This is a genomic window from Solibacillus sp. FSL K6-1523 (assembly GCF_038005225.1).
Classification (GTDB): domain Bacteria; phylum Bacillota; class Bacilli; order Bacillales_A; family Planococcaceae; genus Solibacillus.
This window is the reverse complement of record NZ_JBBOSU010000001.1, coordinates 2,401,511-2,427,951: the sequence shown is the minus strand read 5'-3', so window position 1 is coordinate 2,427,951 and position 26,441 is coordinate 2,401,511. Positions and strand designations below refer to the sequence as shown.

The 26,441-nt window shown below is 35.7% G+C and carries 24 protein-coding genes and 1 other annotated feature; of the genes, 19 read left to right on the top strand and 5 right to left on the bottom strand.

The window, feature by feature from the left end; all coding sequences use genetic code 11:
• Nucleotides 1–150: 150 nt before the first annotated feature.
• Both MHI10_RS11495 and MHI10_RS11490 read left to right on the top strand, forming a co-directional pair.
• Entirely contained in the window at nucleotides 151–1,629 is a 1,479-nt protein-coding gene (locus MHI10_RS11495; RefSeq protein ID WP_340785555.1) for an alkaline phosphatase family protein, read from the top strand.
• Between the two features lie 281 nt (nucleotides 1,630–1,910).
• Nucleotides 1,911–2,618, top strand: a complete 708-nt coding sequence (locus MHI10_RS11490) for an NAD-dependent deacylase (protein ID WP_340785553.1) — start codon at nucleotides 1,911–1,913, stop codon at nucleotides 2,616–2,618.
• Nucleotides 2,619–2,622: 4 nt separating this feature from the next.
• Here MHI10_RS11490 and MHI10_RS11485 read toward each other — a convergent pair whose 3' ends face one another.
• Nucleotides 2,623–3,003: a hypothetical protein gene (locus MHI10_RS11485; protein ID WP_340785552.1), complete on the bottom strand. Its 381-nt coding sequence runs from the start codon at nucleotides 3,001–3,003 to the stop codon at nucleotides 2,623–2,625.
• A gap of 143 nt (nucleotides 3,004–3,146) precedes the next feature.
• Between MHI10_RS11485 and MHI10_RS11480 the strand changes: the two genes are divergently transcribed.
• From MHI10_RS11480 to MHI10_RS11435, 10 genes are all read left to right on the top strand, one after another.
• Complete coding sequence (locus MHI10_RS11480) at nucleotides 3,147–3,785, top strand: NUDIX hydrolase (RefSeq protein WP_340785551.1); 639 nt, start codon at nucleotides 3,147–3,149, stop codon at nucleotides 3,783–3,785.
• A gap of 175 nt (nucleotides 3,786–3,960) precedes the next feature.
• Entirely contained in the window at nucleotides 3,961–4,644 is a 684-nt protein-coding gene (locus MHI10_RS11475; protein WP_340785549.1) for a response regulator transcription factor, read from the top strand.
• A gap of 37 nt (nucleotides 4,645–4,681) precedes the next feature.
• Entirely contained in the window at nucleotides 4,682–5,803 is a 1,122-nt protein-coding gene (locus tag MHI10_RS11470) for a sensor histidine kinase (protein WP_340785547.1), read from the top strand.
• 177 nt (nucleotides 5,804–5,980) lie between these two features.
• Entirely contained in the window at nucleotides 5,981–6,820 is an 840-nt protein-coding gene (locus MHI10_RS11465) for a MerR family transcriptional regulator (protein WP_340785546.1), read from the top strand.
• A gap of 108 nt (nucleotides 6,821–6,928) precedes the next feature.
• The gene (locus tag MHI10_RS11460) at nucleotides 6,929–7,936 is read left to right on the top strand and encodes a C45 family peptidase (RefSeq protein ID WP_340785545.1); all 1,008 of its coding nucleotides are present in this window, start codon (nucleotides 6,929–6,931) and stop codon (nucleotides 7,934–7,936) included.
• A 634-nt stretch (nucleotides 7,937–8,570) separates the two neighbouring features.
• On the top strand, nucleotides 8,571–9,728 hold the full coding sequence (tnpB, locus tag MHI10_RS11455) for an IS200/IS605 family element RNA-guided endonuclease TnpB (RefSeq protein ID WP_445683221.1): 1,158 nt from the start codon (nucleotides 8,571–8,573) through the stop codon (nucleotides 9,726–9,728).
• Between the two features lie 57 nt (nucleotides 9,729–9,785).
• Nucleotides 9,786–10,328 (top strand): ABC transporter permease, encoded by a 543-nt coding sequence (locus MHI10_RS11450; protein ID WP_340785543.1) that lies wholly within the window; start codon nucleotides 9,786–9,788, stop codon nucleotides 10,326–10,328.
• 256 nt (nucleotides 10,329–10,584) lie between these two features.
• Nucleotides 10,585–11,139 carry an RNA polymerase sigma factor gene (locus MHI10_RS11445; RefSeq protein ID WP_340785542.1) on the top strand — a complete coding sequence of 185 codons (555 nt, stop codon included), beginning with the start codon at nucleotides 10,585–10,587 and terminating at the stop codon, nucleotides 11,137–11,139.
• Nucleotides 11,136–12,170 carry a DUF4179 domain-containing protein gene (locus tag MHI10_RS11440; protein ID WP_340785541.1) on the top strand — a complete coding sequence of 345 codons (1,035 nt, stop codon included), beginning with the start codon at nucleotides 11,136–11,138 and terminating at the stop codon, nucleotides 12,168–12,170. Before MHI10_RS11445 ends, MHI10_RS11440 begins: the two co-directional genes overlap by 4 nt.
• Nucleotides 12,171–12,603: 433 nt before the next feature.
• Entirely contained in the window at nucleotides 12,604–13,467 is an 864-nt protein-coding gene (locus MHI10_RS11435) for an alpha/beta fold hydrolase (protein ID WP_340785540.1), read from the top strand.
• A gap of 439 nt (nucleotides 13,468–13,906) precedes the next feature.
• Here the strand turns inward: MHI10_RS11435 and MHI10_RS11430 are convergent, their stop codons facing one another.
• Complete coding sequence (locus MHI10_RS11430) at nucleotides 13,907–14,932, bottom strand: hypothetical protein (RefSeq protein ID WP_340785539.1); 1,026 nt, start codon at nucleotides 14,930–14,932, stop codon at nucleotides 13,907–13,909.
• A gap of 142 nt (nucleotides 14,933–15,074) precedes the next feature.
• Between MHI10_RS11430 and MHI10_RS11425 the strand changes: the two genes are divergently transcribed.
• Together MHI10_RS11425 and MHI10_RS11420 are read left to right on the top strand one after the other, a co-directional pair.
• The gene (locus MHI10_RS11425) at nucleotides 15,075–15,566 is read left to right on the top strand and encodes an RNA polymerase sigma factor (protein ID WP_340789214.1); all 492 of its coding nucleotides are present in this window, start codon (nucleotides 15,075–15,077) and stop codon (nucleotides 15,564–15,566) included.
• A complete protein-coding gene (locus tag MHI10_RS11420) occupies nucleotides 15,566–17,344 on the top strand; it encodes a hypothetical protein (protein ID WP_340785537.1) in 1,779 nt (592 codons plus the stop codon). The genes MHI10_RS11425 and MHI10_RS11420 overlap by 1 nt, the downstream gene beginning before the upstream one ends.
• Nucleotides 17,345–17,716: 372 nt before the next feature.
• Here the strand turns inward: MHI10_RS11420 and MHI10_RS11415 are convergent, their stop codons facing one another.
• Entirely contained in the window at nucleotides 17,717–18,343 is a 627-nt protein-coding gene (locus MHI10_RS11415; protein ID WP_340785535.1) for a hypothetical protein, read from the bottom strand.
• A 144-nt stretch (nucleotides 18,344–18,487) separates the two neighbouring features.
• Nucleotides 18,488–20,047: a hypothetical protein gene (locus MHI10_RS11410; protein ID WP_340785533.1), complete on the bottom strand. Its 1,560-nt coding sequence runs from the start codon at nucleotides 20,045–20,047 to the stop codon at nucleotides 18,488–18,490.
• Between the two features lie 160 nt (nucleotides 20,048–20,207).
• Nucleotides 20,208–20,442, top strand: a binding site (T-box leader).
• 161 nt (nucleotides 20,443–20,603) lie between these two features.
• Between MHI10_RS11410 and MHI10_RS11405 the strand changes: the two genes are divergently transcribed.
• The 3 genes from MHI10_RS11405 (at nucleotide 20,604) to MHI10_RS11395 (ending at nucleotide 24,059) form a co-directional block, all read left to right on the top strand.
• Entirely contained in the window at nucleotides 20,604–22,193 is a 1,590-nt protein-coding gene (locus MHI10_RS11405) for a 2-isopropylmalate synthase (RefSeq protein ID WP_340785532.1), read from the top strand.
• Between the two features lie 331 nt (nucleotides 22,194–22,524).
• Complete coding sequence (locus tag MHI10_RS11400; RefSeq protein ID WP_340789213.1) at nucleotides 22,525–23,505, top strand: Rpn family recombination-promoting nuclease/putative transposase; 981 nt, start codon at nucleotides 22,525–22,527, stop codon at nucleotides 23,503–23,505.
• A gap of 92 nt (nucleotides 23,506–23,597) precedes the next feature.
• Nucleotides 23,598–24,059 carry a hypothetical protein gene (locus MHI10_RS11395; RefSeq protein WP_340785531.1) on the top strand — a complete coding sequence of 154 codons (462 nt, stop codon included), beginning with the start codon at nucleotides 23,598–23,600 and terminating at the stop codon, nucleotides 24,057–24,059.
• A 65-nt stretch (nucleotides 24,060–24,124) separates the two neighbouring features.
• Here MHI10_RS11395 and MHI10_RS11390 read toward each other — a convergent pair whose 3' ends face one another.
• Nucleotides 24,125–24,883 carry a glucosaminidase domain-containing protein gene (locus MHI10_RS11390; RefSeq protein ID WP_340785529.1) on the bottom strand — a complete coding sequence of 253 codons (759 nt, stop codon included), beginning with the start codon at nucleotides 24,881–24,883 and terminating at the stop codon, nucleotides 24,125–24,127.
• Nucleotides 24,884–25,157: 274 nt separating this feature from the next.
• Between MHI10_RS11390 and MHI10_RS11385 the strand changes: the two genes are divergently transcribed.
• The gene (locus tag MHI10_RS11385) at nucleotides 25,158–25,583 is read left to right on the top strand and encodes a DUF1801 domain-containing protein (protein WP_340785528.1); all 426 of its coding nucleotides are present in this window, start codon (nucleotides 25,158–25,160) and stop codon (nucleotides 25,581–25,583) included.
• 111 nt (nucleotides 25,584–25,694) lie between these two features.
• Entirely contained in the window at nucleotides 25,695–26,438 is a 744-nt protein-coding gene (locus MHI10_RS11380) for a YwaF family protein (RefSeq protein WP_340785526.1), read from the top strand.
• Nucleotides 26,439–26,441 lie beyond the last annotated feature (3 nt).

Genomic DNA, 26,441 nt, shown 5'->3' with positions numbered 1-26,441 from the left:
TACATGAATTAATGATATTCAACTCATACTAATTTAAATAATTAATTTGAAGTTGAGGTCATGAAACGAAAAATAGTAATTGTACTTATTAGCTTTCTTGTCATCTGAAATGATCTTGTAATAGCAGTTGCTATTTCTCCAATAAAAGAGGTGGATGAAATCACAATAAATTCTACAAAGAAACCCATTATACTAATAGTTGTAGACTCATTAATGAGTGACCCATTACAAAAAGCAGTAAAAGAAGGAAACGCACCAGCCTTTGCATTTTTGATTAACAATGGACATCTTCATGAGGAAATGATTAGCTCTTACCCGACGATGTCTGTCACGATTGATAGTACGTTACTAACTGGTACGTATCCAGATCAACATAAAGTTCCAGGATTGATTTGGTTTAAAGAAGATGAATATCGAATGGTTAGTTATGGAAGTGGGGTCAGTGAAATATGGCATAATGGGGTGAGAAATGTTGCGCTGGACGGTGTTGTTCATCTCAATAAAAATCATTTAAGTAAAGAGGTTCAGACGATTCATGAAGAACTAGCGAATCGTCAACTTTCATCTGCTTCGATTAATGGTCTTTTATACCGTGGAAGTATTGAACATCAACTAAACGTCCCGAAACTTGTTTCAATGGCTAATCTTTTGCCAAAAGAAATTGAAATAAAAGGACCAAAACTGTTTTCACTTGGTGCGTTATCTAAGTATAGTCCAGAAAATATTCGTTATAAATTTATATGGAACCGTATGGGGGTCAATAATAAATTCACTCGAAATGAGCTAAAATACTTAATCGAACAAAATAAGTTACCCTCCTTTACCCTGGCCTATTTACCAGATTCGGATGCGTCCGTACACTTTCATGGTCCGGAAGATTTAAAGGGTATTGAAAAAGCAGATCAGTCGCTACAAGAAATATTAAATAACTTTTCATCTTGGGAAGAATCAATTCAAAAGGTAACTTGGATCGTACTAGGAGATAGTGGCCAATCATCTATAAATAAAGAGAAAGAAACTTCTTTAATTGATTTAAATCATTCATTGAAGAATTATACGTTTTGGAAACGAAAAAAGAAGAATGCCCAATTGGCAATCGCGATTAATGAGCGTATGGCGTACATTTACGTAAACGATCCAAACGTTGAATTGTCTGAAATTGTGAACACTTTAAAAGAAGACGAGCGTATTGGCTTTATCGCATGGAAAGATGAAAAAGAAAACTATGTTGTAAGTCCAAAAAGTGAAGAGGAATTAATATTTTCACCAAAGGGGACGTATGTGGATGATTATGAACAATCGTGGCGAATTGCTGGGAATGAATCCGTCTTAGGTTTGAAGGTTACTGCTGAAAGACGCATTCAGTATCAAGATTATCCAGATGCCCTTGCAAGGCTACACGGAGCGCTTCATTCACAGGAAGGGCGTGTCATTATCGTGGATGCCAAGCCATCTTATGAGTTTATAGAAGAACATAGTTATAACCATGCGGGAGGTGGGGCGCATGGTTCTCTTCATAAAGTAGATTCCATTGTTCCGATCATTATTACTGGAACGAATGAATTCCCTGAATATAATCGACTTGTTGATATGAAGAAGTGGCTTCTCCAACTATTGAGCAGTTCATAATTTGGATGACCGTATAAATTGTTTTTTTAGGCTATGAGATCGTGAACATTTAAATAATTGGTATGAATGAGGTGTTTCTTTTAATTAAGAAGCATCTCATTTTTCTTGAAATAGGAATTTTAATTATTCGTTCGATTGAACAAAAAGATTTAGTGGATGTAATAAGGGGTTACTTTAACAAGTTACTGGAATCAGATTTCCCGTTTTGATAAGCTTACGATAATAATAATCCGTCAAGATATTACTTGAGGGTTTAACGCGTTTTCAAAAGGAGGATTTACATGACAGCTTCAACTTTAGCGCAGTGGATGTTGCAGTCCAATTCAACGGTCATTTTAACGGGAGCAGGGATGTCGACTGAATCCGGTATTCCTGATTTCCGCTCACGTACAGGCTGGTGGAAAAATATCGATCCACGAACGGTTGCATCGGTGGAAAGCTTACAGCAAAATTACGAGCTGTTTCGTGAATTTTATCAAATGCGAATAAAAAGCTTAGCGGATTGTACACCGCATCGTGGGCATGAAATTTTAGCAGATTGGGAAACGCGGGGGCTCCTAAAGCTCGTTGCGACTCAAAATGTGGATCGTTTTCATCAGCAGGCAGGGAATAAGGCAGTAGCAGAGCTGCACGGTAATATTGTCACGATTCGTTGTCAAGCTTGTGGGAAGCCGCTTCCACTTGGGCATTTTATGGATAATGCCGTATGTACATATTGTAAGGGCAAGCTTCGTCCAAATGTTGTGCTTTTTGGGGAAACATTGCCCCAAGAGGCATGGAACCGTTCGTTAAAGGAAATCCAAAGTGCGGATTTAGTCATTGTCATTGGGACGAGTTTGGAAGTGTACCCGGTTAATCAATTGCCTGCGATGAGTAAAGGAAAGCTTGTATATATAAATCTAGATGTTGCAGGCAATAGCCAAAATTTTGATTTGATTCTACAAGGAACTGCTGGAGAGGTGCTTGCCGAGGTGGACAAGTATTTATAGTGACCTATTGTTGAATCGTGCTTATAAACTTTTCAGCAGCGTAAATTCTGTATATCGTATTGGTATCATTCACATTCATGATAGTTGCTGTATGATCCTGGTTTACCCACAAGTAATAGTTGCTTTTACCTACCTTTAAGTGATAATGCGGGTCGGCCATGTCAACTTTACCATCCAATTTTTTGGCGGAGTTTATCGAATTTGTAATTGATAAAATATCCTCTTGATTTGCAAGTACTTGAAGGGTATTTGGCCTTTGTTCAGAAAAGCTAATCATTTCATTAATTTCGATTGGTTGGAGATTTTTTGTTGATTGTTCATTACCTGTGCAAGCGGCTAAGTAGATTGAACAAAGTATTGCTAAAATAAGAAGTTTGATTTTCATTTTTTCACCCCATATGAGATTAGACGTGGGAATAACTGTGTGGTTACATTTTTTACATATTAAAGGGGATAAAAAATTATTTTTCTTTAGCCTAACATTCATGAAGATGTATTTATTGAGAAAAAATAATAAAGGGTGATCAAGTGAATACAGAGATACTAAAGGTTTTTGATGTGAATGGCAAACTATTAGGGACATCTACAAGGGAGAATGTTCATAGTAAAGGTTTATGGCATGAGACATTTCATTGTTGGTTTGTAAGTATTGAAAATAATAAACAATATATACACTTTCAGTTGAGAAGTAATCAAAAGAAAGACTATCCCAATATGTTAGATATATCAGCGGCAGGACATTTAAATGCAACGGAAAGTGTCGCTGATGGGATTAGAGAAGTACATGAAGAGTTAGGTGCCAATGTATCCATAGAGGATTTAATTTATATTGGAAAAATTCCAGACGAGATTATTAACGAAGATATGATTGATAGAGAGTTTGGGCAAGTATTTATATATATAATACCAAATGAATTTACAATTAACTTTAAATTCCAAGTTGAAGAAGTAGCTGGAATAATTAAGGTAGAATTAGATTCCTTTGAACAATTATGGTTAGAAAAAATAGAGAGTGTTCAAGCTAAAGGTATCGTTTTAAATGAGCAATTAAAAAAAGTTGAATTAAAAAGATGGGTGCGAAAAGGCGATTTTTTACCGCATAATAATACTTATATTTTTAAGTTTTTAAAAGAACTAAGATACATTTTAAATGAATCAATTTCATAACGAATCATTTCATCGAATATAAATTGTTACGTTTATTCACATGCCTTAAACATTCAATATAGGGCATATAAATTATTACAACGGCTAAGTTTATTGAACAGTAGAGTGCATCTAATCACTTAACATTAATTTAACACCCAATGATTTATACTAAGTACAATGAGGTGATTTCTATATGAGAATACTAGTTGTTGAAGATGAGTTAGATTTGCAGGAAGCAATCGCTGAAGGACTTCGAATGGAAGGCTATGCAGTGGATACTTGCAGTGATGGCGAAGATGCCTATGAATTGGCGTTTGTTGAAAAGTATGACTTAATTATCCTAGACTTAAATCTTCCGAAAATGGATGGATTACATGTATTAGAAAAGATAAGAGAAGAAAATAAAGAAGTAAAAATTTTAGTACTAAGTGCAAGAAGTACCGTCAATGACAAAGTGAAAGGTTTAGATATGGGTGCGAATGATTATTTAACGAAGCCATTCGACTTTGCGGAATTGGAAGCAAGAATAAGAAATTTAATGAGACGGAAATTTGTGCAAGAGAGTAGCTTGTTAACTTGTGGGAAAATTAGTATGGATTTAACGAAACGTACCGCATTTGTAGAGGGACGGGAATTGCTTCTTACCAAAAAGGAACTGGCTTTACTAGAATGCTTCTTGCTACATCAAGAAAAAGTAGTTAGCCAAGAAGAGTTGATGGCACATGTTTGGGATCAAAATGCCGATAGTTTTAGTGGTGTTATACGCGTCCACATTGCATCATTGAGAAAAAAATTAAAGGCACTTTTAACGACTGATCCAATCCGCACAAAAATTGGTGAGGGCTATTTTATTACGAACAATAAAGGTGACGCGTAATGTTAAAAAAATGCCCATTCGGCTGAGGCTTACTGCGATGATGGTCCTATTATTAATCATTTGCTGTGTCGGACTTACGATCATTTTAAATTTTTCTGCTGACATTATGGCTACAAAAATTGATGCTGCTGCGACAACACCTGCACAACAAGTAGGTGAAAATGAGCAAATTTTTGACGATATTCTAATGCCTCCAATGGTTCCTATGATGCCAATCGTATCTACAGAGGCGCAACAAGCAAAAACGGAATTTCGTTTAGAAAGTGTGCTTTATTTACTTTTAATCATCGTTTGTGGTGGTGCTTTAACATACTATGTATCTGGCAAAGTACTTAAGCCACTGGATACATTAAATAATCAAATTAAAAATCGAACGGTGCACAATTTGGCGGAAACGATGGACATGCCTCTAGCAGATGATGAAATCGCGGAGCTCACGCAGTCTTTTAATGAAATGACAGACAAGCTAAATGAAGCTTTCCTCATGCAAAGCCGCTTTACTGCCAACGCAGCACATGAACTCCGAACACCGCTTGCTGTTTTGAAAACGAAGGTGGATGTATTTAAAAAGAAAAATGTCCATACTACTGATGAATATGATGCACTCATTACCGTTTTTGAAAAGCAAATAAAGCGTTTATCCGTGCTTGTCATTGCCCTTTTAGAGATGACGAACATGAATGATGAAATCGAGCAGGAACCGATTTGCTTGCAGGATATTTTACAAGAAATGTTTGCCGAACTTACTCCTATTGCCGATAAAAAAGAAGTTCAATTATATTTGGACTGTGATGATAGCATTGTTTACGGCAATCCAAACTTGCTTTATCGTGCCTTTTATAACCTCGTTGAAAATGGCATTAAATACAATGTTGTAGGTGGTAGCGTAAAGATTGAAGTGAAATCCAATGATACGCAAACAGTCGTTGCCATTAAGGATACCGGTATAGGAATCCCTGAAGATTTGAAAAAAACGATATTCGAACCGTTTTATCGTGTGGATACATCACGTTCTCGTGAAACGGGTGGTGTCGGATTGGGTCTTTCCATTGTGCAAAGTATCGTAAAAAAACACAATGCAAAAATCACCGTGACAGATTATGAGAATAGCGGTACATGTTTCGAACTAGTATTTAGTAAAAATAAAGGAAGAAATTGAAAAGGGTTAAAAATAGCAATAGAAGATTTATAATGTTTAGCAAAAAAATCTATTTTGTACTATGACTGTTGGTTCTATAATTTGGATATTATGCGGAACAACCATTGAAAGTATTAGACTTGTTTGTAATAATTTATTTATAAACAATAAAAGCGAAAAGTTTGAAAGGATAATGGTATGTATACAATAGGGAAATTATCGAAAATATGTGATTTACCTGTAAAAACATTGCGGTATTATGATGATATTGGTTTACTAAAACCTTCATACGTAGACGCTGAAACTAATTATCGCTATTATGACTATGACAAAATTGAAGCGATTAAAATAATACTGCTTTTAAAAAGTTTGCATATGCCATTAGCTGATATTAAGCAAATGATGGAGTGCGCGGATTCAATACAGTGGAATAGCATTATCGAACAAAAACTTTCTGAACTGGAAAAGCAAAAAGAACAAATCACTAAAGAAATAGAAGACATGAAACAATTGAAAGTAAAGATGGAAGTCGGTATTCCAATCATTCAGGGGCCGATTTTCTCAGAATGTTATTTTGAAAATCGGGAGGATACATTAGTGTATACTCTTCGTAAAAAAATTCAGGTTAAATTTATAGATAAACTTGTGCAAAACTTATTCAATCGAGTATATGCCTTTAATCTAGAGGTGAATGGAAAACTTATGGCTATTTTCCATGAGAGATACTTAATGGAGAATAAAGCAGATGTTGAATTACTTGTACCTGTTAAAGAATCGAATAATATAGATGGCTGCAAAATATTAGTCAATGGTAAGTACGCCTGTATTACAGTTAAAGGATCATACACAGACTTGGCGATGGGCTATGAAATATTGAAAAAGTGGATCGTTGAAAATGATTTGACTCAAAACGGGAATATGATGGAAATATATGAAAGAGGACTTGTACCTATAAATTTAGATTTACGAGATTTGCGTCCAAACTTAATCAGTAATCCATCAGACTTTCTTACAAAAATATGTGTACCTGTTATCTAGAATTGTTATTAAATAAATTTTATAAAATACAGGTAAACTCTCCACTCGCTGGAGGGTTTATTATTTTATATATAAAGACTTTGCTTAATAACAAAGGAGGAAATGAATATGTATCATCCGAGATTAAAGGGAGATCCATACGAGGCAGGGAAGCATTATGCGAAATTATTATTTAAAAATGGATTTCGTTTTCCACAAGTTACGGAAGAGAAATTGAATTACGGTAAATTATGTATACCAATTCTATCTGAGTTTGATGTAGACATAGTAAAGGAAATACAAGGTTTTGCTGATGGATGCCATGCCTCTTTTGAGGAAGTAAGTTCCTTTCTGTTAAGTATAGGAGTTTTTGAACCAGCAGGCCAATGTAGTATTTTTGCTGCGTTTAATGGGAGTGAAGTCATTATTGGACGTAATTATGATATGCTCTTTAGTTTGAAGAAAATTACAGAGTCATCATTGGTTTGTTTTGATGGAAAAAATAAATATCTAGGTCACTCAGATTGTTTTATTGGAAAAGTAGATGGTATTAATGAACACGGTTTGTTTGTAGGCATTACAGCAGTCCCTCATGAAGGAATTAAACCGGGTTTAAATTTTTATTTTGCATGTAAACATATTTTAGAAAATTGTAGTAGTGTTGAAGAAGGAATCAAGGTGTTAGAAAGTTTTTCAAGTTCCGTAGCGAATAACTATTTATTGGCTGATTCATCAGGAACTATGGCAGTTGTTGAAGTTACTCCAAACGGATGTCAAGTTCGTCTACCGAAAAATAATTATATACATTGCACGAACCATCATATAGGTAAATCTGTTTCAGAAAGCTGGAATTGGAGCAAATCAAAAGATCGTTTTGAAACATTAGACAAAGTTCTTGCTGAAAATAACAATGGTATGACACTCTCCATTGCCCAATCAATTATGTCTGATACCAAGGGGCATGTCTGTTTAAATTTAACAGAGCATAAATTTGGAACCCTTTTCTCGGTAGCTGCAAACTTAAATACACTAGAAATAACTAGGGCTGAAGGACAGCCGAACAAAGCAAAATATATTGTAGATCAGAGGTTGACGGATGCTGTTTTAAAAGAAAAGAAGCGAGCTATTATTCAATAAATAGAAATAATAATCTTTATTTTTCATTATTCAACAATCGGGCGCTTTTCTGGAGTAACGAAAGAATCCAATTTCTCAATTATAAGAATGAGAAGTTGGATTTTTCAATAGTGTAATTTCCTGATAATAATCCTTTTTATAAAAAGCAATATTATGGGTAGTATAACTGGATGAAATGCTGGCACTCAATGAAGTATTATATGAACTTTACCTTTTCCTCAATCGGAAGGCGTGTTGTTTGAAAGGCAGGTATGTTTTCTTTGCCTATTGAGTACGAACTGACAGCTCCATGTTTTGAATTCATAGAAGTATTTAGAGCGGTTATGCACTGGGCAAGGAAAAGAGAAGAGTTTTTGAAAGGCAGAAAATAAGCAATAAAGAGGAACAGAGTCTTATCAACGACCTACCTTCGTAACAGACTATCTGTGTGTGTTGTTATTATAATTAAAAAATTTAGTAGATGATCTTTTATCATTATCCGACAGGAGACTCCCACTTCAAGGTATGTGTAGGGTGTAGCCCAATGAGTAAGTGGGAGATGAATGTCGGTAGGCGGTAGCCTAAAAATTCCTTTCCAAACTTGCGAACGTATATTCTGTTTGGTAGAATAAAAGAAAGGGAGGTGATCCAATTGGTGACCTATAAAGCGTATAAATTCCGACTCTATCCGACAAAAGAACAGACGACGCTAATCAATAAAACAATCGGCTGTTGTCGCTATATTTTCAACCATTGTCTAGCTGAGTGGCAAGCCACATACAAGGAAATAGGAAAAGGCTTGTCGTATGCAAAATGCTCCGCGATGCTACCAAAGTTAAAACAACAAGAAGAAACAAGCTGGCTAAAAGAAGTAGATAGCATTGCTCTTCAAACAACGGTACGACATTTAGCGGATAGCTATGACCGTTTTTTCAAACAACAAAACGAAGCACCGCGTTTTAAATCAAAGAAAAACCCCACACAAAGCTATACGACAAAAATGACGAATGAAAATATCAAAATAATTGCCAACCGCATCCAACTCCCGAAACTAGGTCATGTGAAATTCGCAAAATCCAAAGAAATTACAGGAAAAATCATGAGCGCAACCATTAGAAGAAACCCTACAGGCAAGTATTTCATCGCAGTTTTAGCTGAAACGGACGTCCAAGCCTACCCAAAAACAATGAAAAACGTAGGCATTGATGTTGGTCTCAAAGAATTCGCGAAATTATCTGACGGTACAACCTATGCCAACCCGCAGTTATTCCGTAAGCTAGAGGCAAAATTAGCAGAAGAACAACACATTTTAGCCTGTAAAAAAGAGAGGGCAATCAAACGAAACTGTCCACTAGATGAAGCGAAAAACTATCAAAAACAACGCATAAAAGTAGCAAAAGTTCACGAGAAAATCCGCAATGCACGGCATGACTACTTACACAAAATTTCCACTGAAATTGTCAAAAACCACGACATCATTGGAATAGAAGATTTGCGTGTCAGTAAGATGCAAAAGAATCACCTACTTGCCAAGGCTATTAGTGATGCGAGCTGGTCAGAATTCGCGCATATGCTCGAGTACAAAGCAAGGTGGTACGGTAAACAGGTTATTCGAGTAGGTAAAACATTTGCCTCCAGCCAGCTTTGTTCACATTGCGGCTATCAACACAAAGACGTGAAGAATCTCGCCATCCGCACATGGACGTGTCCAAACTGTCATACGCAACATGACCGAGATCTTAACGCAAGCATCAATATTCTACAAGAAGCATTAAGGCTTCAAACCGTAGGGACTACGGGGTTAGCTCGGTGAATCTCCATCTAATAGAGATTTCAGCCAAGAATCTCCCTCCTCTAAGCGATAGCGTAGGTGGGAGTAGTTCAAACTGGTAAAGATGAGCCCGTTTATTCTATTAGCTATGATGTAAAAGATTTTAATGATATCATGCCAGTTAGTGAAATGCTTCAAGAAAATAAAATTGACAGCAAAAACGCAGCGAGTGAAGTAGGCGCATTGCAAAGCACATTTAAAAGTTTAAGCCGATTATTCCTGACGATTTCAATTTTGATTTTAGCAATCGGATTATTCATCAGCGTCGTATTGCTAGTGAAACTACAAAATTCAAGATTTAAGGAGTTAGGGCTATTAGCAGCATTAGGCTTTAACAAAAGCTCGATACAAAAAATGATTCTAAGCGAAAATGTTCTTTTATCTGCAATGGCAGCCATTTTCAATGCGGTGCTTTTCGGAGGGGCCTATTTCATTGGTAAGATTTTTGATGTAGCCATAAGCGTTTCACCGTTACAAATTTTTGTTTCGATAGTAGCGACAGGAATTTTAGTTGTGATTATTAGTATTTTTGCGAGCTATAAGTTGATTAATACTGAGCCAGCTGTTGCATTAAGAAAATAAAGGTAACTTCTTAACTCGACATTTTCCCCATAATTTTAGATAAAGTTATTTTGATTGTACATTTTAAAATAAGATTGATTGTAACCATCTTACCCCTATTAATTTTATAGGAGTGAGATGGTTTTTGTGTTGGTTATTTATGTTAGTATTCACTTTAGATGTAAAATGGTGTTTTCCACTTTATTTCAAATGTTATGCATCCTAAGTAGCCATTCCGTCGCCTAAAGGGGTAGAAATAGTAAAGGAGGTTTTCCTCATGGATCAAGAAACACTAATAATACGGATTCGGAACGGTGAGGACGAAGCTTTTGCTCAACTCGTTAATCCATTAATTGAAAAAGGGTACAGAACCAGTTTCGGTATTCTTAAATCGAAGGAAATGGCAGAAGAAGTTGTCCAAACTGCGCTAATTGAGGTATATCGAGATATTATGAGTGGAAAAGATATCATTTATTTTAGCACCTGGTTTTATAAATTGGTCTCGCACCGTTCAATTGATGCATGGAGAAAGAAGAGCCGAGAGAAAGAATTACCGCTTGAAATCGATGTGGTGACAGACAATTACAACGCGATAGAAAGTGTGCTACAAGAGGAAACCGAATTGGAGATAAAAAATGGCATTTCATCCCTTGATAACAGCGACTATAGAAACGTTCTCATACTCTACTATTACCAAGAATTAGACATTCAAGAAATCTCAATTTTGTTGGGGCTGAAAAGTTCGACGGTCAAATCCCACCTGCGCAGAGCGAGACATGCTTTGAAGAAAAGGTTAATCGAAAATCAATTTATAGGGGTGAATCCACAATGAAAATTGATAAATCGTTGAAGGAAGAGATCAATGAAGAGATGGAAAAAGTCCAGGTCCCGTCTTCAATATACGAATTTGCTAAAAACATTAAGGAAGAGTCAGAAAAAAAATCGGATATTAAAAAATTACCAAAGAGAAAAAGAGGTTGGAGAAAATCTCAATTTGCGGTTGCAGCGGTTATTAGTTTTGGTATATTAACGGGTTCCGTATTCCTAAATCCAACTATGGCGGAAGTGGTATCAAAAATCCCATACTTAGGACAAATATTCCAAAAACCTATACCTGAAGTGATTTGGGAAGTGTTAGAAAAAGAAGGGTATAAAACGGCAGGAATTGGCATGGGTATATGGGAAGGAAAACCACAGTTTGACATACAGCTGCAAGGGACGGAGGAATACGTCAGTCAAGAAAGGGAACATGTATTAACTATTTTGTCCGAAACTTTGAATAATAAAGGCTATGATAATTACGAGTTAAAGGTTTCTGACGTGAAGGAAGTATCTCCTTTCCTAGCTGAGATAGTAAAACAAAGAGAGCAACTAGGAGACAAGTTAATGCAGGATTTACAAGTTGCAGGGTATTCAATTATGAATATTAATGCATATAGCCCTGTTGTTAAAGTGTACATCCCGATAGCCGATGAAGATAAGGAAGTAGAAATCTATAAGGCGGTGATTAAACTTTTGGAAGCAAACAATACACCTAAACAAGTTCAGGTTATAACTCGAAACGTTTCGGAGGAAGAAATTGAGATGCAGTGGAAGCCTTTCATGATGAGCATTGAAGAAGAGTTTTTCCTGAAAAAAGAGTACGGGGTAGCTGACATTAAATATTCCTATAAGCCTGAAAAAGTGACGATTACCATTAAGACAAATATCGAATCAACGGATGTAAAGTCAAATGAGACGGTAACCAAAATCCGAAAAGGAATTACTGAGTTCCTAGATAGTGAAGAAGTAAAAATAAAGGTAGGGAATCAAAAATATGAGCTAATTGTTCGAGATAAGAAAGGCAATGATTTTCCCTTTTAAAGAACTTGCGAATGATAATTACCCCCACTAGTTTTTGATGAAATATCATACTTATTTAATAGGTATGCTAGTAAGGGTAATATATTGAAAATTCTTAATTTAACTAGAGGAAACTATCGATATCAATCAAATAAGTATTGTACAAGGACTTACATTTGATGATAAGAGAAATGGTTAAACATAAAGTCCCGTAGTTGGAGTTAGATTGATTTATTAATTAGTGAAAATAGCTGAGTTGAAAATCCACATCTCAGGGTTTTTTTTTAGCACAGCTATTTATTTAATATGATTAGCGCTATTTGTGTAGACGATATATTTAGATAATGGAATTTCGATTTGTAGTTAATTGTCTGAATTGTTTTAGCACCTGGTGCAGGTTATTTATAAATAATCAAATTTGATGATGTGAAAATTTGGTGGGGGGCTAATTGTATTGAAGAAAACATTTGGTGAGTATGCGACTAATAATGGGTCTATTGAATACTCGATTGTAGGGATAGGAGAACCAGTACTCGTTTTTCATGGTGGACATTCAAATTGTAAAGAAGAATTTGGATATAAAGCATTATTAGAGAATGGCTTCTCAATTATCACACCTTCTAGAGCAGGCTACGGGAAAACTTCTAAGGAAATAGGTGATACCCTTTCCATTGCCTGTGACAATTACGCAAAGCTATTACAGCATTTAAATATAGAAAAAGTTCACGTATTGGCTATATCAGCTGGTGGACCAACAGGGATTATTTTTGCGGAAAAATTTCCACACTTTACCCGTTCACTTACTTTACAATCTGCAGTTACTAAAGAATGGCTCACTCCAAAGGATTGGACATATATGGCAGCATCGATGTTATTTAATTCTAGAATTGAAAAGTATACTTGGGGCATGATTTCAGCGATGAGTAATCGTTTTCCTCACCTTATTTTCAAACTGATGTTTTCTTCTTTTAGCACTTTAAAATACAAAGATGCAAAAGACAAAATTAATGGCAATGACATTGCATTAACTGCTCAAATGAATAATCGCCAACGCTCTGGACATGGCTTCTTAATTGATTTATCACAAACTATGGAACTATCTGTTAAAGATTTGAAATCTATAAATTGTCCTACCTTAATTATGCATAGTAAGTTTGATAGTTCAGTTAGTATAGAACATGCAAAGCTAGCCCACGAAAATATCCTACATTCAAAACTATGTCTATTGGATACTTGGGGACACTTGATCTGGCTTGGTAACTTATCCAAAAATACTGACGAGATAGTCATAAACTTTTTAAAAGAAAATAACAATTGATTAAGTAATTCTTCTCCTCAGCAGTCTAGTTGAATATCGGAGTTGCAACGGCAGGCCTTTTTCTTATTCTAATAAAAGGTTGCAAAGGAACTAGGAATAGAAGGTTATGAGCAATTTTAAAAAAATCAGGTACGATCAATTAATGGGGATGAAAAGTAATGACTGAAATAGACCGTTTAGTGGGATATGGATACGAGAGGTATAGTTAATATGAAATTTTTATTTATAGAAGTAGTAACTATGTTGATTTTATACCTATGTTTTTTTAACTACATTACCACTAAGATAGTAGGACAACACAAGTATAAAATGAACAAATTTTTTTTAAAACTAAAACTGAAATCAATAGATAAGAATCTACGATAATTATTTTTGAACTGAACCCTGAAATAGTGGATCTATTTGAGGGTCAGTTCATAATCATGCAGAATGCTTCTTTTTATTTAAAATTATTGTTGATAAAATCTAAAGTGGATGAATATTTTTTAATTTCACCTTCTTGAAATCTAATACCGTCATCTGAACTCACTTCTATAAAATTATATTCGATCGAAGCTTTTGGCGTAATCGTCTTTTCGAATAAATTGAAAATAGAGTTCAAATCTTGTTCGAGAAAGTTATTTGATTTAGTTAAGGTGTTATCTTTAAAATAGATCGTTACAAAAATATTCGTACATTCCCCATTTGCGTTAACTTCCCTACAATTAAACCAATAATCATCATATTCGGAATCAAAAGTGAATCGATCGTTTTCAATTTTCTTTTTTTCAGATGCCCATTTTTTATTTTGATAAAAACTTGCGATGTTTGCGTTTGTTTTTTTCATTTTAAGCAAAAATTCTTCTTTTGTATTGACATCCTTCAATGCCTTTATTTCGAATACAAAGGATCCTCTTTCATGATTTTCTCTCATATCTGAGACAATAACCTTGTCAAATAACGCCCCGCTTTGTTTTATTAATTTATATAATTCGAATAGGTGGTCTAAATCTTTTTCTTCAAAATTTTTTATTTCCATAGGAAGGTTGGAATATAAGAGACCCCAAATTTCCTTTCCTTCTTCTCCAAAAAACACTCTATTTTCATTATCGAAGGATTCGCTAAATCCAAGTTTTTTGATATCTGGTATAACATTATCTAATTTATGCAGTTCCGTATCTGCTGCTATTGCAGTTGAATAATTGTCTCTGATTAAATGCTTCCCTTTGTAATTAAGTTTAGGTTCATCTTCCGTTATAAATGACTCCACTATAACCGAAAACTCCATTTCTTGATGGTCAACAGGAGCGACAACGTATGAATCTTCACCTAATTCTAACTCATTTTTATATGAATTTTTAATGACAATATCAATGCCATGTGTATCTTTTACATAATCCTTTATTAATTGATCGTTTGAAAGAGAACTACATGCACTTAAAATCATGACTAAAAATAATGAAAATATCGCAAATCCTTTTTTCAATTTTTGTCCTCCAATTTATATTGTAAAATTACATAGTAATTATAGCAGAAGAATAACTTAAAAAATATTAATAGAATGTTACGTTTTACGAAATGAATCGTTTATACAATTGGAAAGATTAAATGGGGGAAGTGAATTGGATGTGAAGTTTGTTGATTTGTATGATGCTTATTTTGATGACATTTATCGTTATGTGTATGTAAAGACGAGTAATAAATGGGAAACGGAAGATTTGGTGAGTGAGGTGTTTCGGAAGGCATTTGAGAAGTTTTCTATGGTGGAGGGGCATCCGAATGATAAAGCATGGCTGTTTACGATCGCGCGGAATACGGTCATTGATTACTATCGGAAAAATAAAAGTGTGCTATTGGGAGATGAATTCGAACAGTATTTGAGCCCGCTTCCATTTGAAGATCCGTTTGAAGGGAAGACGGAGCAGGAATGTTTACAAAAAAGTTTACGGCATTTAACAGAAGCCGATTTAGAAATTACGGAGTTACGCTATTTTGCAGATTTGAAATTTAAAGACATGGCGGTCATTTTGAATAAAGAGGAAGGGTCGCTTCGTGTAAAGTCAAATCGTATTACAAGAAAATTAGGTGTTTTAGTGAAGAAGTGTTTGGGGGGATTGTGATGGAAAATGAAAAAATAGAGAAAACACTTTACAGGTTAAGAGATGAGATTGAAGTCGACACGGATTTAAAAAAACAATTGCGTAAAAATTTTGTGAAGAGTAGCAAGAAGAGAAAATGGAAGCATGCTTGGATACCTTTAATTGCGGCAGCTATTTTGTTTTTAGCTTTTGTATTGCCGAATGAACAACTACCATACGTGAAGGCAAGTTCGTTAAAAATTACGAATGCCATTTCGTTTCTTGATATTGGAAGTGGGGAAATAACCGCCTATACGTACCATGATGGACGTTTGTATCTTTCATTAGAAGGCAGAGGTATTTTTGTTTATGAGAATGAATTGAAACAAGTTTTAGAGGATGTAGCAGATAGTTTTAGTCGTTTGTCTAAGGTGGATAAGCTTCTTTATACGCATAATGGAGATGTGTTTTTGCTAGATGTGAAAACTGCAAAATCGGAAAAAGTGCTAGATAGTAATTCAGATTCTAGTTATATTTATCCGGAATGGAAGGATAAAGACCACATATATTTAACAAAAGTAACGGGTAAGGAAAAACAAATTGTAGAAGTAAATGTGCAAACAAAGGAAGAGACTTTCATTGTAAGTGGAGAAATGGTCTCTTATGTGGAGAAGGAACAAAAATTGGTCTTCGAGCGCCATGGAGAAATTATTATTTATAATGTAAAGAGTGGAAAAGAAAGCATTGTGGATCATGGGAAGAATCCATCAGTTAACAAAGATGGAAATTATATTTCGTATGTGAAAGTGCATTCGGGGGTTGAAGATGTATGGATTTCAGATATGGATTTGGAAACAAAAAACAAGGTCACGACTAATCCGCCCCCACGTTTTGAGCCTTTGGATAAAGGGATGTATCATTATCAATTTCCGATTTGGGGTAAGGATGGGCGTACATTGTATGTTTTGAAAAAGAGAAATAATGGTGAAAACGGACTTGCAAAAATTATGAAAATCGAATTGAGTGAACAATCGAGTACGGAGATTGAAACGGTGGAAAGTTATTTACAAGCATTAATGGTGCGGGATGATGACTTTGCAAAAAGCTTACTCAAAGACCCTCCAGAATTTTTAACGTATTCGAATCCTAAACAAATTGGCTTTCAAATATTGGAGACGATAAAAAATGAGCACTCTACTTCAGTAAAAGCGGAAGTGTATTGGACAGACACAGCTCTTGCTTATTACAAAGTGTCCACGTATGACTTTACTGTTATGAAGGAAAATGAGCGATATGTGATTGAAACAGTGAATGAGCTGTCTGTCACAGAACTATTGTCAAATGAAAAAAATGAAATTGAATTGGTGAAGGATGGCAAAGGGGAGGTACTTTTCTCTTTACAAGACATTCCCCAATCATATATTCAAACGGACAATATTCGTTTCAGTTCCTTACTACGTACACATGATGAAAAGAACTTAATCTTTAGTTTGCAGGGAATGGATGAACCGAGTAACGTAACCTTACTTTCTTTCAATCGTGAAACAAAAACTTTCAATCTGTTAGCAAACCTTGAAGGGGGAGTTATGTATAAAGTGGCACTGGACGCGACTGGACGCTATTTAACTGCCGACTATTATATAGATGATTTAGATCCGAAATTGTTGCTAATTGATATAGAAAAAGGAAAGCAAACACACTTTACGAATGTCAATACTGTATTTTGGAAGGGCGAAAAACTCATCCTAGAAGAAGTGGCGGAAACACATTCGATGTACTATCAATATGATCCACAAACGGGTGGTAAAATAAATTACTAATGAATACAATATTAATACAGTAAATACAAGTAAAAAGATGCCCTCAAATGATTTGAGGGCATCTTTTCATATCGTTTTGCACAGCACGAGCTGCCTAGTGGGACCACAGCCGGTCATGTAATGTCCTACCTGAACCAAACTCTAGGATTTGAAAGATCGTTAAAGTTTAAACGTTGTACTTTAATAGAAGAAGAACTTTGATCGTTGAACGTTTATATTTAAGTGTTGAGCGTTGAACTTTTCTATCTGTTTACAACTTATAATTGTTTAGTTTTGTAGGTTTGTGGCTTGTTTCAATGTTTTAACTCGCGGGAAAGCCACGAAACGCGAGCGACGTTACGTTTGCTGTTTTCGCTAGGCTATGCAAATAAACTATAGTTCAATAAACGTTGTTGCGTTTGATTCGGATAATACTGCATCAACTTCAGACTCAAATTCTTCAATCTGCGCAGTTAACATATCGATAATTTTTTTTACTTGCATTGGATCAATCAGCTCGTATTCATTACGCTTCATGAATGTTTCGGTATGTAATTGGACTTCATCAGGTGATTGCTTGTCCTTATTGCCTAGGATATTAACTAAATACGTTTCAAGTTTTTCAGGTAGTGCCTCGTTAGCTTCAGTCACTTGTGTAATGGCACGTTGGTATTGTCTGCGTAATTTTTCGACAACGTCCTTTTCAAATTGAATGGATTGCTTACGTTCGATTGCCTCAGCTACTGTCATTGTTACTGTGCCGATTTGTACGTTTGTTTGCGCATTCGATGCAACAACGAGGGCCTTTAAGCGGTTACGATACGAGATGAGGCTGATTACTTTATCATAAGAGCCTTGCATCTCCTTTTTGAACTCTTCAATGGGCATCCCGTCGATCTTTTCGTTACTTTTACGATTAGCACGGATGAGTACAACATTTTTTGTAGCAGCGTCTATGCGTTCGTTTAGCATTTTTAACTCAGATAGTGCGCGGTGTAGCGATAGTCTTTTCGATTCCATAGCGTACCTCACTTTTATGTAATTAAGTATTTTTTAATAATACTATAGTTCATCTTCTTTTACCAATTGTGGACTAGGTGGTTAACCGTAAAACCCTACTACGTGAACCTTAGTCAACGTAGTGGGGTTCTTTGTACTTATTTTCTACAAAATATCCTTCAAGCCGTAAAAACGTTTTTGATGTTCCTTTAATTCTTTTTTCACGTCGTGTAATTCCTCTTCAAGTTTAGCTATGTCTTGGCGCATCGCAATACTTGATTTCGAATAGTCTGAACGCTCGTTATTTAGTTCACTCATGCTTTCTTGAATAGCTGCGTACCGCTGTTGCTCCTGTTGTAAAATCGGGCAATTCATTGCTAGGAATTCAGCTACGAGCTGGTTTTCCGTTTGCTCGACCTCTTTTTCTATGGCACGGATTTCGTTTTTTAAAGAATTTTTATCAAAAGCCGAAGTTAACGTATTCCAAAAGCCAGAATGCTTAGAATTGCTCATCATTTGGACTTCTAATGATGCGATATGCTCCTTTTTACTCGCCGATATTTCTAATAAGCTTGTGTAAAGCGCGGATTGTTCCTCAGGTTGAATGCTATAAATCATTTGTTTGAATGAGCGGTGAAGATGCTCCATTTCATCGATTAAATTGGCAATGTCCTTAGAAATTTCACTCGATTTTTTCTCTAATGCTCGAGCATTTTTTTCATTAAATGCAATTTCTTTTAAAAGTTTGTGCTGCTGCGTATTGAGCTCAATTTGTTTCTCCCGTTGATGCTGCCAGCGAGAAATAAACGCCTGAAGATTTTGTTGTTCCTCCTCCTCATGACCAACTCCAACAATTAGTGGCAAAGTCATTTGTAATAGGACAACCGGTACTAATTTTTTGCGTAAATGTTTATTTTGACGGGTTAATAACCAGCCGCCACCACCTAATGCAAGAGGGATAAGGACAAATGGATTAACGATTAATGATAAAAGTGTCGTTGCAAATGTATATACACCAAATGGAAGTGTCACGCCAATAATGGCCATCGACGTTGCAATCGCGGTCGTTAACGTTGTATATGCAGCAAAACCTGCGACCTCCACGATGATGGAGAGAACGATAACAGAACCTTGTGTCAGCATAATTTGTCGGACCGTGTCATTTGTTAAGTCATCAATATTAAGTTTTTCTTTCAGTTGAGCCTGTTTTTCAGCAGGTAATTCCATTAAAAATTGATGGATCTTTTCAGTGAAATCATTGCGTTCTTTTTCATTGAATTCTTTAAATTTCCCATCAAACGTTGAAAATACCTTTTGCATTTGATAATGAATCATGAATTGAAGTGCGGATTTATCATCGGCACTATGTACAAATTCCTTATATTCTTTTTCATCCTTGAGCATTTCTTCATGGGCACTTTGAATAACTTCTGCACATTTTTGTTCAATTTCAAGTGCAGTATCATAATGGGTGCCTTTTAGTTCATAGATTTCAGTAAGCTTTAAAAATAAGTCAATTTGCAGCGCTTCATCCGAAATATGGTCGAGCTTTTCGATTTCTTTTTCGAGTGATGCATTAAAATGATCGACATCCTTATTGAATAAATCTTTTGTTTTCGCGCTAATTAAGCTAACGATGTTTGTTTTAAAGAGCAGCGAATAAATCATTCGTAACTCTTGTCCTTTTAAATGGACTAAAGAAGATGTTAGTAGTTTACCATCCATATATGCATTCCTCCTCTATGTAACTCTATTGTATGATGAAATGAGCTAACTAGCATTATGTATTTTATAAAAATGGAGGAAAACACGGTATAAAAATTTAATTTTCAGAAAACTATTGACTTCTTTTCTCGAACACTTTAAACTTGCTTTCAAGACAACAAAACAAGCCTTGATTGGAAATAGTAGAAATGCCGTATGCTTTTAGAGAGCCAGTGGGTGGTGTGAACTGGTACATACAATTTCGAACTCGTCCATGAGCTACAACCTGAACTTTAAGTAGGGAAGTCGGAAGCCACCGTTAAAGGGCAAGACAGTGTATGCTGTCGTAAAGGGGAACGGATTTCAGCAATGGCCGTTCAATTAGAGTGGTAACGCGAGCAAACCTCGTCTCTATCGGATTTAATCATCCGTGGAGGCGAGGTTTTTATATTTATTCAGCCTGTGTTTCTAGCACTTGCTAAATAAAAAATTCCTCGCGATTCAATAATGAAGACTATTCCTTCACAGGAAGCTTCCACTAGTAAATCAAAATGAACTGGAAAAGGGGTTTTGGAAAATGAGTAGAAAAATTTGGGTATTTGATACAACGTTACGTGATGGCGAGCAAGTGCCAGGTGCGAAATTAAATTTATATGAAAAAGTAGAGATTGCTCAACAACTCAAAAAGCTTGGTGTCAATATCATTGAAGCTGGATTCCCTGCTTCTTCACAAGGTGATTTTGATGCAGTAAAAGCAGTGGCACAAAAGGTTGGTAATACATCGGACATCATGATTACCGCTTTAGCACGTGCGGTAAAAGAGGATATTGATTCGGTCTATAACGCAGTCAAATATGCTGAAAATCCAATGATTCATATGGTGCTTGGTACTTCGGATATTCATGTTGAAAAGAAATTTAGCAAGTCTAAGGACCAAATTTTACAAATTGGTGTAGATGCTGTGAAATATGCGAAAACACTACTACCACAAGTACAATATTCAACGGAGGATGCATCACGCTCTGACTTTGAATACCTTTGGAAGACAATTGAAGCCGTCATGAAAGCGGGCGCGACAATGATTAACGTGCCTGATACGGTTGGGTTTGCAGAGCCAGAGCAATGGGGCGAGCTAATTTACAGGCTGAATGACCGCATGAAAAATTTAGATGATTCGGTATTACTATCGGTGCATTGCCATAATGACTTAGGGATGGCAACAGCGAATACACTGGCTGCGATTAAAAATGGTGCGGACAAAGTGGAATGTACGGTTAACGGTATCGGCGAACGTGCAGGGAATGCGGCGCTAGAAGAAGTCGTGATGGCACTGAAAACACGTGGTGATATTTATGATGTCTTTACGGATATTAATACGAAGGAAATTATGAATACATCACGTCTCGTTTCTAGTTTTATGGGGCTAGATGTGCAGGTGAATAAAGCAATCACAGGAGATAATGCGTTTGCCCATTCTTCGGGTATTCACCAAGATGGTCTTTTAAAATCACGTGATGCGTATGAAATTGTGCATCCAGAAGATGTCGGTCTAGATGATATGGAACTTGTGCTAACGGCGCGTTCTGGTCGACATGCCGTTAAAGATTCGTTATCAAAACTTGGTTTTAAAGACTTTGCAGATGAAGAATTTGAAGGCATCTTTGAAGGTTTCTTAAAATTAGCTGACTCGAAAAAAGAAGTGTACAATCACGATTTATATGTAATTGTTGAGAATTATTATGAAAAGGCAGAGAAAAATAATCCAAATAAGGAAAGCTATTCGAATCAATTTTTTGAACTTGTTGATTTACAAGTTGTTTCGAATGCAACATTCCCATCTGCAAGTGTAAAAATCCAACGTGGTGAGGAGATTTATAAATCAAGCGCGGTCGGATCAGGCCCAATTGATGCATTGTATTCGGCCATTGCTGATACTACAGGCATTGAAGTGAAGCTGATTGAATATAATATTAGCTCGGTTTCTCGTGGTCAAGAGGCGCTTGGTAAAGTGAAAATCACTGTAGAGCATGAGGGCGAAAAGTATATCGCAAAAGCTGCTGATACGGATATTTTAAAAGCCTCTGCACTCGCTTATATTAATGTGATTAATAGCATTGTCGTCGCACAAATTCAACCGCAAAAAGTTGAAGTGAAGGTAACGGTGTAATAACTATATGAAAAGAGTTCTTCATGGCTAACTGGCTGTGAGGAGCTTTTTTGTTTGGATTCAAGAAAACAATTTTGTAAAGAGATTTCCATGGAATATGATTTTTTCTTTATATTTGCAATTCAAATAGTCGATTTGCCTGTTACTATAGCTCCGAACGAGTATTGATTATCCACTTTAAATTAACTATGCTCATAGGAATAAACCTCACAAATCAATCTGACAAAACCGCTTGCTTCATGCTACTAAACACCACTATTATACCCCCAATGATGCACGCACCAATTCCCAATCATGCTATAATCAAATCAACTACAAGAGGTGAAATGCTATTAACAAAAAAGCATTAAAACGTATCCCTTTAGACAAGTTTATTGACCTGAAAATTGATTATTCGTTCAAACAATTATTTGGAAATGAACAAAATAATAAGATTACAATTGTCTTTTTAAATGCGATTTTGCAGAAAACAGGTCGCGACATCGTAAAGGAAGTGCTTTTCATTAACCAAGAACTCGGTGGAGAATATGAAGAGGATAAGCAATCGCGTCTCGATATTGTCGTTATTACGCAGTCGGGTGAACGAATTAATATTGAGATGCAGCTCGCAAACAAATACAATATGTTTAAACGAACAATGTACTACTGGGCGAAATTGTATGAAGGCCAAATGAAAAAAGGGGATGGTTATGAGTCACTATTACCGACGATCACCATTAATATTTGTGCGTTTTCCTTATTCAAAGACATGAAAAATTACCATTCAACTTACCATTTATATGAAGATTCTACATTAGAGCGTATAGAAAAAGATAATGATGTTTTAGAAATTCACTTTATTGAAATGAATAAATTTTTAAAAGCATGGCAGGATTATTTATTAAATCCGTTAAACGATTTATTGGCGCGCTGGCTGTTGCTACTTGGCATGGTTGATGCACGAAAGAATAAAGTTTATGTGGATATTTATAAAGAATTGGAGGAACTCGCGATGAAAGATGAAAACTTGCAGGAAGCGTTAACGGTGTGGGAAAACATGAGTCAAACTCCCGAAACGATGTATGCGTACCAATCTCGATTAAAGTACATGTTGGATGAAGAGGCGAAATATGTAGATACATTGGCGAAGGGGAAGAAAGAGGGGATTGAAATTGGAAAAGAAGAAGGGATAAAGGAAGGTATTGAACATGGAATTAGACAAGTAATTATTAGTTTAATCGAAAATGGATTTACGGATGCCGACATAGCTCAAATGTCTAAACAATCAAAAGAGTATGTACAAGCGATCCGAAGTGAAATGGAGTCAAAGTAGCAATGCTTGATTAATCAATAAAATATCGAATATGCGTTACACTAGATGCACAAATAATGCATATTTAATAGCCAAAAGAAGGCGTGAAAAAAGTGTTTAATAAGAGAATCATCATCCGTATGGCATTTATAGTAATAGTAGGATTTATTATTATCCAAGCTTTACGGTTAGGTATGGAGCCTACACCTAATCCTTATAAACTTCCAATATCAAGATATGAAACATTAGATTCTGACCACTTTTCTGTTACAATTGAAATTTTTAAAGTCGAAAATGCAAAAGAAAAAAAGGGGAAATATGCAACGGTGGCGATATCCCAAAATGCTAACTCGCTCATTTCGTTTCCAGAGGATGCAATTATACCTTTTCAAATAGAGGGAACAGAATTAAAAGGAGAAGCGAAACTAGGTAGTGTTACTAAGATAGAAGGTCCAACAATCCATTCAGAAGAACTACAAAAATTAGTGGAAAATAAAGAGCCAATAACCGTTATTCTTGATGATTACGAACAGGTTCAAATGATTTACCGAACGCCGCAAGAACCGAGTAAGTAGTAAAAAAATTAGTGGTTTTGCTAAAAATCAAAAAGGATTTGAGCACATCCACTCAAATCCTTTTTCTAATAATAAATCGTCAATGTTTGTCCAGCCTCTATAAAATTAGAACTTAATTGGTTCCATTGCATGATAGAAGTAACGGAAACTTCATTCGCTTCCGCAATTAAAGGCAGTGAATCGCCATCTTCTACTTGAATCGTTTTTTTATTTTGAATTGGTTTGTCGTATTGCGCTAAGTCATATTGTGCAATTAACGCATTCAATTTTTCATAGTATTTGGAATCAGTGGCGTAGGAGCCCGTTAAAAATTGGGTCGCATCTTTATAAGACGTGGTATTGCTTTTAAAAACGCTCGTATAATAATGCTTGTTCCAAGACACGCCATTCCGAAGCAAGTTGACATAATCCTTCAATGAATCTTCATAAGAAGCATACTTGCGGAATTCCGCCTGAATTGTTGTCATATTACCCGCGCCATCATCTTCTAACGTTTCAAGCAATACAGAATTATTTTGATGCTGTCCCTTTATGCCAAATAGATTATAGTTCGGAGCGGTAGCGAGTCCACTTTGTCCACTGTTGCTCTCGAGAATGGCTTGCGCAATCATAACTGACGCATATAAATCATTGTCAGCTCCAAGCTTCCGCGCTATTTCTGCGATTTCTCCTATAAATTCTTCAACAGCTGGTCCTTCCTCGATTGGTTGTGGGGTAGCCGTGTTAGATGGGGTAAATATAAAGTAGACGGCGCCGAAAATCAAGATCCCGAGGATGGCACCTAGAACTAAGGTTGCTAGTAAAATCTTTCGAATAAAAGCCATGTCAAATTACGGATGTTGAAAGCTTACAACACCTTCCTCCTTCCTATTGTAATATAATATAAAAAATTAACTGTTAAATAGAGTTTATCATTCTTTTAACGAAATAGGGTGTGAAATAGTTTCAAATTATAGCTAATTACAATAATATTTTGAGCCTCGTTCAAGCGATAAAATATTGTATTAAAGTGTTTGAATTGAAATGACGAATGCTGTAACTTAGTCTTTCAAAAAGGTAAAATGACTTTAAAAAACAAATAACATGAGGTGTTTGAAAATGTACGAGCAAAAAACGAAAGAAACAGACGAAAGTGTTGTTGAATTTATTGAAAAAGTTGAGAGTCCCAAAAAACGGGAAGACGCGTATAGATTGATCCAAATGTTCACAGAAGTAACGGGCTTTGAAGCGAAAATGTGGGGGCCGAGTATTATTGGATTCGGTGCCTATCATTATGTGTATAAAACAGGTCATGAAGGGGATGCACCGCTTGTAGGTTTTTCACCGCGGAAGGCAAAAATTAGCTTGTATTTTGCACCGGGTGATCCAGCACGTGAAGCGCTTCTTGAAAAGTTTGGTAAACATACAACGGGGAAAGCGTGTGTGTATATTAATAAAGTAGATGATATTGATATAGACGTTTTAGAAGAGTTGGTTCGTCAATCCGTTTCGTTTTTACAAAGCTTGTATCCTGAAAAAAAGTAAGCAATCTTATTCACATAAAGCGATCAATCATGCACACAAATCTCATGCAAATTATAAACTAGAGAATAAAGAAAATATGGTACTTTTCAACTTGAAAAGAGGTGTTTATGTGTGCTAAGAGAGTCGGTTCAATCATTAGAAAATGGCTTTCAATTATTCGATTGGTATCACCTAAGTTGGCTGTTGTTAACGGTATTTGTTATTTACATGATGTATAAAATATATCACGGTGCGGATTTAGCAGGACAAAGGAAAATAAAAATACGATGGGCGCTCGTCATTTTGTTGTTGGAAAGTATCAAAAATATCCTATTAATCATACAGGGGGATTTCTCATACGATTCATTACCCCTCCATCTTTGCGGATTGGGCATTTTTATCGTATTAGCACATGCCATTTTAAAAGGACATCATATGGATATGCTACTCTATTGTTTAACGATGCCAGGTGCATTCATGTCGCTCGTAACACCAAATTGGACGGATGTATCCGCGTTTAATTATTTCCATTTTCACAGTTTTTTCTTCCATCTTCTTTTATTTGCCTATCCAGTGACAATGCTATTTTCAAAGGAATTAAAGCTATCGATACGCAAAATATGGCAGCCGATTTTATTTTTAAGTGTGACCGTTCCAATAGTTTACGTTTTGAATGGTTGGTGGGGGACGAATTTTATGTTCCTCAACGCACCGGCAGAAGGGACACCGTTAGTACTGCTTGAGCAATATTTTGGAGAGCAGTATTATATTTTAGGCTTCATTGGGCTCGTAGTTATTTTTTGGTTATTTTTACTTTTACCAATTTTGCTTTTTAAACGTTTCTTGTACGGGAAAAATCATCGTTATTATAAGTAATTA

Coding starts and splice junctions, on each gene's coding strand:
- MHI10_RS11490 (WP_340785553.1), top strand. CDS start 1,911: ATGACAGCTTCAACTTTAGCGCAGTGGATGTTGCAGTCCAATTCAACG.
- MHI10_RS11460 (WP_340785545.1), top strand. CDS start 6,929: ATGTATCATCCGAGATTAAAGGGAGATCCATACGAGGCAGGGAAGCAT.
- MHI10_RS11440 (WP_340785541.1), top strand. CDS start 11,136: ATGAAAATTGATAAATCGTTGAAGGAAGAGATCAATGAAGAGATGGAA.
- MHI10_RS11410 (WP_340785533.1), bottom strand. CDS start 20,047: ATGGATGGTAAACTACTAACATCTTCTTTAGTCCATTTAAAAGGACAA.
- MHI10_RS11415 (WP_340785535.1), bottom strand. CDS start 18,343: ATGGAATCGAAAAGACTATCGCTACACCGCGCACTATCTGAGTTAAAA.
- MHI10_RS11405 (WP_340785532.1), top strand. CDS start 20,604: ATGAGTAGAAAAATTTGGGTATTTGATACAACGTTACGTGATGGCGAG.
- MHI10_RS11465 (WP_340785546.1), top strand. CDS start 5,981: ATGTATACAATAGGGAAATTATCGAAAATATGTGATTTACCTGTAAAA.
- MHI10_RS11485 (WP_340785552.1), bottom strand. CDS start 3,003: ATGAAAATCAAACTTCTTATTTTAGCAATACTTTGTTCAATCTACTTA.
- MHI10_RS11385 (WP_340785528.1), top strand. CDS start 25,158: ATGTACGAGCAAAAAACGAAAGAAACAGACGAAAGTGTTGTTGAATTT.
- MHI10_RS11445 (WP_340785542.1), top strand. CDS start 10,585: ATGGATCAAGAAACACTAATAATACGGATTCGGAACGGTGAGGACGAA.
- MHI10_RS11475 (WP_340785549.1), top strand. CDS start 3,961: ATGAGAATACTAGTTGTTGAAGATGAGTTAGATTTGCAGGAAGCAATC.
- MHI10_RS11470 (WP_340785547.1), top strand. CDS start 4,682: ATGATGGTCCTATTATTAATCATTTGCTGTGTCGGACTTACGATCATT.
- MHI10_RS11420 (WP_340785537.1), top strand. CDS start 15,566: ATGGAAAATGAAAAAATAGAGAAAACACTTTACAGGTTAAGAGATGAG.
- MHI10_RS11390 (WP_340785529.1), bottom strand. CDS start 24,883: ATGGCTTTTATTCGAAAGATTTTACTAGCAACCTTAGTTCTAGGTGCC.